Genomic DNA, 9305 nt, shown 5'->3' on the forward strand with positions numbered 1-9305 from the left:
TCCATCGTGGGCGGGAGTGCATTTGCTCTACCCACGCTAATGAAAATCAACCTTGCAAATAATATGAATGCCATCCTGATGAACGCTTCGTTTTCCACCGCCGCGCGCCGCGCCGGCATCGCGCTCTGCCTGTCGCTTCCCGCCGTTTCGCAAGCGGGGCAAGCTCCGGCGCCAAACGATCCGCAAACCGTGTCGCAGTATCTGAAGCAGGCCAAAGCCAGCCAGCAACCAGCCAAGCTGCTCGGCGAACGCGAGGAGGGCGGCGTCAAGGTGCGCAGCTACGGTTTCGTGTCGCAGCGCTGGCCTGGCAAGGGCAGCACGCTGGCCAGCGACGCGCCGCAGTGGGAGCACGAATTGAAGCTGGCGTTGCCGCCGGGACGCAAGCCCGGCTCGCCGGTACTGCTGTATGTCAGCGGCGGCAGCAACCATGCCGACAAGGGCCCGCAAGCGCCGGGGGATCCGTTGCCGATCGCGGAGTTGGCGCGCGGGTTGGGCATCGCGGTGGCCGAGCTGTATTACGCTCCCAACCAGAGCCTGAAGCTGGACGGACAGCCGGCTGGCCGCGAGGACGCGCTGGTCGCCTACAGCTGGCGCAAGAGCGTGGACCAGCCGGAGGCCGATCGTTTCAGCTCGTTGCATCTGCCGATGACGCAGGCTGCCGTCGCTGCGATGGACGCGATCCAGGCCAGCTTGCCGGATGCGCGCGCCTTCGTGCTGTCGGGCAGCTCCAAGCGCGGCTGGACCAGTTGGCTGGCCGGATTGAACGACGAACGGGTACAGGCCATCGTGCCGGTGGTCGCGGATTTCTGGAGCGTGCGCGCCAACTTCACCCATGTGTACAACAGCTACGGCAAGCAATGGCCGGTGGCGCTGCGCGATTATGACAGAAACGGCATCACTGGCGAGGTGCTGAACGGCAGCCCCGGCTTCGACGCCTTGCTGCGGTTCGAGGATGTGGTCAATTACCCGAAAAGCATGCCGCGCTTGAAGAAATACATGATTTCCGCGTCCGGCGACGACTTCGCGGTGCCGGACTCCGCCTGGAGCTACCTGCCGATGTTGAAGGGGCCAATGCAGCTGCGCTATCTGCCCAATCAGTCCCATTACGTGGGCAGCAAGCAGGTGGGCGAGGCGCTGAGCCAGTTCATGGGCCGCTGGCTGGCGGGCAAGCCTTTGCCCGAGGCCAGCGTGGAGGGGGACGAGCGCAATGGACGGATCAGCGTGAGCACCCGGGAGCCGGCGGTCCACGCCAGATTATGGCTGGCGCGCAATCCGGACAGCCGCGATTTCCGCCTCCGTTCCGGCATCCGCTATCAGGATCAGCCGATCGAAGGCAAGTGCCGGCAGGGCGAGTGCCGCTTTGAATTCACGCCGGACGCCGCACAACCGGGCTGGCAGGCTTATTTCATCGAATTCGAGGGCAAGGACTTCACCTGGACCACGCCGCCGCTGATCTGGCCCCAGCGCTATCCGGATGGATCCAAGACGCCTTTCGCCGCCTCGCGCCTGCAACTGGGAGGTTGATCATCCTTTAACCCAGCCGCAGCAGCCGTTCGCGGATCTGGGAAGTGGCGGGCGACGCCGCCTCCCAGTCCGCGCGCCGGTAGCGGCCATTGTCCAGCAGATCGGCACCGAAACAATCGCAGCCCAACAGCCGGATTGTTGATGGCAGCGCCGCCTGCGCCTCGGTTAGCAGCGCTTGCTCCTCGTCCAGCGCCAGCGAGGGCAGCGCCGCCCAGGCGTTGTCTTCTATCCAGCCCATCTTTCCCAGGCCGGCGATCAAGCGCTGCCGTTTGGGAATCAAGCGGAAAAACATGAAATCCAGCGCCAGCCATTCTTCCGCCTCGGGCAGATAGCGCAGCAGCCGGCGGCGCAGCGCGTCGGAAGCGTCGAAGCGCTCGGCGTCGCCCAGCATGGTCAGCCGGGCGGCCGACTGCGCCGAGTCGCCGTCCGGCGCGAGCAGGGACAGGCTGATGCACGGATCGGCCAGCAGGTTTTTGCTGTGCTCGGCCAGCGCGCTGACCACGAATACCGGGCGATGATGCTCGTCGCAGAAGAACTGGATGGCGCTGGCGTAGGGATAGCCCGGATAGGCGTGCGACTGGGTGGCCAGCGTGGCGTGGCGGCACTGGTGCAGCAGACTGATGGCGAGGTCGGGTTTCATGGCTTGCCGGGATGGGGAGCGATGCTGTCATTCTAAGCGGCGGCCGGGCCAAAGCAAACGCCCCGCCGAGGCGGGGCGTTGCCGTCTGGCGTTTCAGAAGCCGGCGGTTTTGGCGATAAAGGCGTTGAGGTTGGCGATGTTCAGGCTGCCCCAGCCAGTGGCGTAGTCCCAGCCTGCCGCGGCCTTGTAGGCGCCGTTGCTGCCGCTGGCCACGTCGCGGTACAGCGACGGGTTGGCCTTGAAGTACTTGTAGATGGCATTGGCCGGCGAAGTCAGCTTGTTGCCGTTGGCCGACTGGATGCGGATCCAGAATCCGCTGAACAGCGGCGCGGCCAGGCTGGTGCCGCCTACCTGGTAAGTGCCGCCGGCCACCAGCACCAGCTCGCCGCTGTTCGGGTCGGCGTCGAAGGCGATGTCCGGCACGCCGCGCTTGGTCTTGGACGCGGTCAGCACGCCGGCGGCCGTTTGCCAGGACGGCGCGGCTTCGGTGGCGCTGGGGCCGCCGCCGCCGCCGCTCCAGGTTTTTTCGCTGCCGTACGTCGTTGTTCCGCTGGTGTTCAGCGTGGTGCCGCCCACCGCGATCACGTAGGGAGAAACCGCCGGATAGCTTTGATAGGCGGTATTGCCGCCGCATTCATAAGAGCCTGAGTCGCCGCTCGAGACGGAGAAGGTCTGTCCGTGCGCGATGGCGGCCTGCAGCATCTGGTCTACGCTGGCGGTCATGCCGGAAGCTTTCGCGCCCAACTCGCATTCGCCCAGCGACACATTAATCACTTTGGCGCTGTTGGCGGCTACCGCTGCGTTGATGGCCGCGGCGATGTCGGCGTTGTTCATCGACGGCGCGACGTAAAACTGCAGCTGCTTCAGCGCGCCGCCGCTGGCGGCGAGCATGGTCTGGCTGTCCAGGTTCCATTCCAGAATGCCCGAAGTGTCGGAACTGGGCGCGCCGGCGTTGACGATGGCCACGCTGGGCGCGGCGAAGCCCGCGCTCTTGGCGTAACTGTTCAGGTCCGCAACCGTCTGGCTCAGGTTGCCCTCGGCGATGATGCCGGCCACGCCGTTCTTGGCGGAGGGGAGGCTGGCGGCGTTGTAGATGGAGGCGAAGTCGGCCGGTTTGTGGGCGATGACGCCGGCGGCGGCCTTGCTGACGCTTTGGGCGTGGAAGGCGGCATGGAATTGGTGGGCGCTCTGCAGCCCGTGAACCGCCAGCACGATGCCGGCCAGGCTCGCCGGCACCTGGGCGTCCTGCGCATTGGCCACCGCCTGGCGGCCATTGACGTTGTATCGACGCAGCTTGGTCTGGAAGGCACCGTAAACGGTGGCGGCGCTGCCATCGGCGGTAAGCAGCAGGTTATTGGAGGAAACGGCGATATTGCGGAAACCGTTTTGCCGCAGATGGTTGACCACCTGTTGCACCTGGGCCTGGGTGGGCGCGTATTGGGCGATGAACTGGGCATCGGTGATCGGCTGCCCTTGTCCGGTCTGGATGCTATCGGTCAGCGCGTCCAGGGCGGCCTTGTTGCGCACGGCCAGGCTGACCGCGATGTGCACTAACTCGCCGCCGGCCACTTCTCCCGCGTCGCGGGCCTCGGGGATCAGTTGCTGGGTGGGATGGGCCTGGGTGCCGGTGCTTGCCCAGCCGGCGGCGTCCGCCGCGAGGCTGAACAGGCCAAGGAACAGAGACAGAGTCGGTTTGTTGACCCGCATGCCATTTCTCCTGAAAACCGCGTCGTGCGCATTCAGAGCGGCGATCGTCCGCGCATTTTTCCTTGATAGTGGGTCTGTTCTAGCTTGTAAAGTATTTACTCTTTAATTGCCGGGTTGATTTGTAATTATATGATTTGAATAGATTTGTCATCGTCGCATGGTCAGGTTTGTGTCGCGCTAAAACAGAAAAAGCCCCGGTTGCCCGGGGCTTTCCTTTTTGCCTGAAGCCTTCTTAGAAGCCGGAGTGGCTGTTGATGAAGGTATTCAGGTTGGCGACGTTCAGGCTGCCCCAGCCGGTGGCGTAATCCCAGCTGGCGGTGGCTTTGTAGCCGCCGTTGTTGCCGCTGGTCACGTCGTGGTACAGCGACGGGTTGGCCTTGAAATACTGATAGATGGCCGGATTCGGGGAAACCAGGCTATTGCCGTGCGCGGACTGGATGCGGGCCCAGAAACCGGTGAACAGCGGAGCGGCCAGGCTGGTGCCGCCGATTTGCTGATTGCTGCCGTTCACGACGACCAGCGCGCCGCTGTTCGGATCCGCGTCGAAGGACACGTCCGGCACGCCGCGCTTGGTCTTGGACGTGGTCAGCACGCCGGCCTTGGTTTGCCAAGACGGAGCCGCTTCGATGACGCTCGGGCCGCCGCCGCCGCCGTTCCATACCGATTCCGACGAGTACTTGGTGCCGCTGGTGCTCAGCGTGGTGCCGCCGATGGCGATCACGTAGGGCGAAGTCGCCGGGTAGCTCTGGCCCGAGGTGCTGCCGCATTCGGCGGAGCCGGAGTCGCCGGTGGAAACCGAGAAGGTCTGGCCCTGAGCCACAGCGGTCTGGAAGATCTGATCGTCGGAGGCGACGGTGCCATCGCTTTGCGCGTCGCGTTCGCACTCGCCCAGCGACACGTTGATCACCTTGGCCGAGCCGTCGCTGACTGCCGAGTTGTAGGCGGCAGTGATGTCGGCGTTGGTCATCGAGGTGGCGACGTAGAAATTCATCTGCTGCAACGCGCCGCCTGCGGCGGCCAGGATGTCCTGGCTGTCCAGGTTCCATTCGCCTACGCCATCGGTGTCGGACGAAGCGTCGCCGGCATTGATCACGTTGGTTTGCACATAGCTGTAACCGGCTGAGTCTTCAAACTGCTGCAGATCTTGCAAGGTTTGGGTCAGGTCGCCTTCCGAGATGATGCCCACGGTGGTATTGCTGGCGGCCGGCAGGCTGCTGGCGTTGTAGATCAGCGGAAAGTCGGTCGGGTTGTGGCCGGTGACGCTGTTGGTCTTGGCCGAGGCCAGGGTCTTCACGCCGCTCTTCTGCAGGGTGGTGTGGAAGGTGTGGACGTTCTGCAGGCCATGAACGGCCAGCACGGTGTCGCCCAACGATTGCGGCACCTGGGCGGCGGTCACGTTGGCGAAGGCAGTGCGGCCGTTGACGTTGAAGTGGTGGAGGGTGGCGTTGAATGCGGTCTTGGCGGTGGCGGCGCTGCCGTCCGCGGTGATCAGCATGCGGTTCGGGGCCACCTTGATGTTGCGGAAGCCGTTCTTTTGCAGGTGGGCCACCACCTTTTGCACCTGAGCCGGGGTCGGCGCGTACTGGGCCATAAAGTCGGCGTGGCTCAGGGTCTTGTGGCTGGTGCCGGCGAGCAGGCTGTCGGTCAGCGCGTCCAGCTGGGCCTTGTTGCGCAGCTTCAGGGTCACGGCTACATGCACCGATTGGCCGGCAGCGAGCTCGCCGACGCTCTTGGCGGCGGCGCTGGTCAGGGTGGAGACCAGTGGGTGGGCTTGGGTCGCGGTGTTGACCCAGGCTTCTCCTGCTTGGGCGCCGGCGGCGAATACGCCGGCAACGATCAGTGCTATAGCGTGCTGTTTTGCAAACATGCAGTTTCTCCTCTTGCGGTTTAAGTACAGGAAAAGACGATATGCCTTTTCCTGATAGCGGCAGGGCTTGTATTGCGAATTGTGTTCGCGCCCTTGGCCGGTGGTTGCCTCTGAATTGTTCGAGGCATGCCGTAATTTCATACGACTATTCCGCAATAGGTCATTCAAAATGAAAATGCCAAATGAATTTAATATAAATTCATACTTTGAAATGATGCTTAATCAAATTTGCAAACATTTACCCCTTTTGGAAGTCTTTGAATGCTGATGAATGACGAAATAGAGCATTTATACTATTCGCTCGTTTTTTTGTATTCCACCATTACTCATGGCTGTGATGAGTTTTTATGAATCAAACAAGAAGCGGTTGTCAGGCAAGGAGTGTGAATGGCACAACATAAAGATGAATGCACTGCGTAAATGCAACAAATTAGACATCATTTATGCGTGTTGAAAAGTATTTCTCAATTTGTCTTTGTGACGAACTGTGACATGCCAATGGAATTTGCGCTGAAATTATTACTTGTTTGTTTGATTTATTTGTGACGATCTATGACACATCTAAATGTGTTTGTTTGCTTTCTTTTTGGGGCGATAGACAAAAGTAAATGGCTGTTGACGTTAGTCATTACAAACTTTCACACTCGAATTGCCTTTAATCGGCACGACAAATAGATAAGACGGCCGCCCACGAGGCGGCGGGCAGTACCTCTACAAGGGATTTGGAGAAATGATGAACTACAAGAGAAAAGCGCTTGCGGTGGCGCTGTCGCTAGTCGGCAGCGTTGGATACGCGCAGCTTGCCCACGCCGATGACTCAGGAGACAACTCCTTGCAGCGCGTGGACGTGATCGGTTCCCACATCAAGCGCTTGAAAAGCGAAAAGGCTACCGAGGTCACCACGATCAAGGTAAGCGATCTGGCCAAGCAGGGGCTGAATACGGTTGAGCAGGTGGTCAATGCTCTGGCTTCCAACCAGTCCAATATCGGCGCCAACTCCAGCGTCGGCCTTTCCACCGGCGGTGCCGCGTTTGCCAACTTGCGCGGCCTGGGCCAGCAATACACCCTGGTGCTGCTGGACGGCCGCCGCGTGCCTTATCACCCCTTCGACGGCACCGCAGCCGACCTGAACGCCATTCCGCTGTCAGCCATCGAGCGAGTGGATGTGTTGCCGGATGGCGCGGCGGCCATTTACGGCAGCGATGCCATCGGCGGCGTGATCAACTTCATCACGAAAAAGACCTCCGAAGGCCTGAGCATCGGCGGCGACTTCATGACGCCGCAGCGTTCCGGCGGCAATGAAAAGAACCTGAACGGTTCTTATGGCTACGGCAATTTGTCCAAAGACGGCTTCAACGTCTACGCCACAGCTTCCTACCACAAGACTGATCCCATCATGGCCAGCCAGCGGAACTTCGCATCCGCGATCACGCCGGCGATGAAGGCCAGCTCCAACAGCTATCCGGCCAATTACACCATCGATGGCGGCAACAGCCTGATCGGGCCGAGCGGTTATCCGAATTGCGGCGCGGCCACTGCCAAGGGCGGCACTTGTAAAATGTACCCGGGCACCATGGTGGGGATTCAGCCGGAAACGGAGCAGTGGTCTGGCCTGGCGAAGGGTACGCTCCGCATTGGCGACAATCACGAGTTGTCGGTGACCTACAACATCACCCGCAACAAGAACACGACAATCTCGGCGCCTGCTCCGACCGGACTTGAGGTTTTCCTGCCGAGCGGAACGCAGGGCATCGTCACAGCTGACGGCAGCGCTTCCATCTCTCCCTTCCTGCGCACCATGCCCCTGGGCAATCGCGTGACTGAGGCGGTGAATGTTCAGCAGAAGCTCCAACTGAATCTGGAAGGCCAACTGGGCGGCTGGGACTATAGGACTGGCTTGGGATATTCCCAGAGCTATGCGACCGAGGAGCTGGTCAGCGGCTACACTGGCGACAAGGAAGTGGCTAACGCCTATCTGAATAACCAGATCAGCTTGGTGTCCGGTTTGGCTACGGATCCGAATGTCTGGAGCCAGATCGGCGTCAAGGGCCACCTGGATGATGGCAAGTACACCGTTGCCAGCGCCGACTTCAGCCTGAGCAAGGAAGTGCTGCAGTTGCCTGCAGGTCCGCTCGCCGTCGCATTCGGCGGAGAGACCCGGCATGACACGCTGGAGCATAACTTCAACTATCCGATTTCCAAGGACGCCATCGGTCCTGGCATGAACCAGTCCTTGAACACCAAGGGAAACCGGAGTGTGTCGGCGCTGTTCGCCGAGGCTGACGTGCCCATCGTGAAGCATCTGGACGGCAAGGTAGCTGTTCGTTATGACCACTACAATGACGTGGGCAACTCGATCAGCCCGCAAGTATCCTTGCGCTATGAACTGTCGCCGCAAGTGCTGCTGCGCACCTCCGCCAGCACGGGCTTCCGCGCGCCGTCGCTGTACGACATGTACCAGCCCAACCAGAGCCAGCTGACCGGCAACTTCTATGCGGATCCGCTGAGCTGCCCAAGCCTGTCGTCCAGCTGCCCGAGCCTGCAGCGCTACCTCAAGGTGGGCGGCAATACCAAGCTGCAGCCGGAGAAGTCCTCCTCGCTGTCGGTTGGCATCGTGATCGAGCCGATAAAGAGCATCACCGCCAGCGCGGACCTGTGGTGGGTGATGGTCAAGCATCAGATCAGCACGATGTCCGAGGCGACTCTGTTTGACGGCAACCACAACAGCCTGCTGTTCTACGATCCGAACAATGGCGGCAACCTGACGGCGATCTCCACCACCCAGAATATGGGCAATTCCAGCTCGGCTGGTTTGGATGTCGATTTCCGCTGGACGCTGCCGAAAACTTCGGTCGGCAACTTCACGGTAGAGCTGGCGGGCACCTATCTCGCTAAAAATATCTATCAGATCGAGGAGAACGGCGCTTATTACAGCAATCTCGGCCAATACGTCGCCACGCAAAACGAGCCGACCTTCCGCTGGCAGCATAACCTGACCCTGAATTGGAACCGCGGCGCCTGGAGCGGCTTGCTGTCCCAGAACTACAAGTCGGGTTACACCGATCAGAACTCCGGTGCTGCATTCGCTGCTACCAATCATATGGTCAAGCCGTATTCCACCTGGAACATGTCCGGCAGTTATGAGGTGAACAAGCAGCTGACCCTGACCGCCGGCGTGCGCAACCTGTTTGACCAACTGCCGCCGTGGAGCAATCAGCAATACCTGTTCCAAGGCAACTACGATGCGCGCTTCGCTGACCAGGTGGGTCGCGCTTACTTCATGAAGTTCAACTACAAGATGTAAGCCGCAGGGCATGCGGCCCCCGGACGCCGCCTGGCGTCTGGGGGTGATTACGGATTGCGGCAAGTCCGTTATGGGAGTTCACTTTGTGTTGTCGGGGCTGGCGGCTAGCCGGCTTCCGGTTCGCAAGCGCATGCAAGCAGGGAAGGTAATCGCAATGAGCAGTGTTTCCATCAAACGCAACAGCGGGATGCTTAGCCGCCGCTCGGCCGGCTTGGCGGGCGTCATCGTATTCCATGCCTTGTTGATCTACGCGCTGGTGACAG

The 9305-nt window shown here is 61.0% G+C and carries 5 protein-coding genes; 2 read left to right on the forward strand and 3 right to left on the reverse strand.

The annotated features are described in order from the left end of the window. Positions 1–63 precede the first annotated feature (63 nt). Positions 64–1524, forward strand: a complete 1461-nt coding sequence (locus tag LQR33_RS13265; RefSeq protein ID WP_221667087.1) for a PhoPQ-activated protein PqaA family protein — start codon at positions 64–66, stop codon at positions 1522–1524. Positions 1525–1531: 7 nt separating this feature from the next. On the opposite strand, the gene LQR33_RS13270 is transcribed toward LQR33_RS13265, so the two are convergent. From LQR33_RS13270 to LQR33_RS13280, 3 genes are all read right to left on the reverse strand, one after another. Continuing rightward, positions 1532–2164, reverse strand: a complete 633-nt coding sequence (locus tag LQR33_RS13270) for a CREG family protein (RefSeq protein ID WP_231469289.1) — start codon at positions 2162–2164, stop codon at positions 1532–1534. A gap of 93 nt (positions 2165–2257) precedes the next feature. Next, a complete protein-coding gene (locus tag LQR33_RS13275) occupies positions 2258–3871 on the reverse strand; it encodes a S53 family peptidase (RefSeq protein ID WP_231469290.1) in 1614 nt (537 codons plus the stop codon). Positions 3872–4103: 232 nt separating this feature from the next. Beyond that, positions 4104–5738 carry a S53 family peptidase gene (locus LQR33_RS13280; RefSeq protein WP_231469292.1) on the reverse strand — a complete coding sequence of 545 codons (1635 nt, stop codon included), beginning with the start codon at positions 5736–5738 and terminating at the stop codon, positions 4104–4106. A 733-nt stretch (positions 5739–6471) separates the two neighbouring features. On the opposite strand from LQR33_RS13280, the gene LQR33_RS13285 reads away from it, so the two are divergent. Continuing rightward, positions 6472–9042: a TonB-dependent receptor gene (locus LQR33_RS13285; RefSeq protein WP_231178842.1), complete on the forward strand. Its 2571-nt coding sequence runs from the start codon at positions 6472–6474 to the stop codon at positions 9040–9042. The last annotated feature ends 263 nt before the right edge of the window (positions 9043–9305 follow it).

The organism is Chromobacterium piscinae (assembly GCF_021129175.1).
In the GTDB taxonomy this organism is placed as follows: domain Bacteria; phylum Pseudomonadota; class Gammaproteobacteria; order Burkholderiales; family Chromobacteriaceae; genus Chromobacterium; species Chromobacterium piscinae.

Excerpts from the sequence above, each read along its gene's own strand:
- LQR33_RS13265 (WP_221667087.1), top strand. The coding sequence starts at position 64 with ATGAATGCCATCCTGATGAACGCTTCGTTTTCCACCGCCGCGCGCCGC.
- LQR33_RS13270 (WP_231469289.1), bottom strand. The coding sequence starts at position 2,164 with ATGAAACCCGACCTCGCCATCAGTCTGCTGCACCAGTGCCGCCACGCC.
- LQR33_RS13275 (WP_231469290.1), bottom strand. The coding sequence starts at position 3,871 with ATGCGGGTCAACAAACCGACTCTGTCTCTGTTCCTTGGCCTGTTCAGC.
- LQR33_RS13280 (WP_231469292.1), bottom strand. The coding sequence starts at position 5,738 with ATGTTTGCAAAACAGCACGCTATAGCACTGATCGTTGCCGGCGTATTC.
- LQR33_RS13285 (WP_231178842.1), top strand. The coding sequence starts at position 6,472 with ATGAACTACAAGAGAAAAGCGCTTGCGGTGGCGCTGTCGCTAGTCGGC.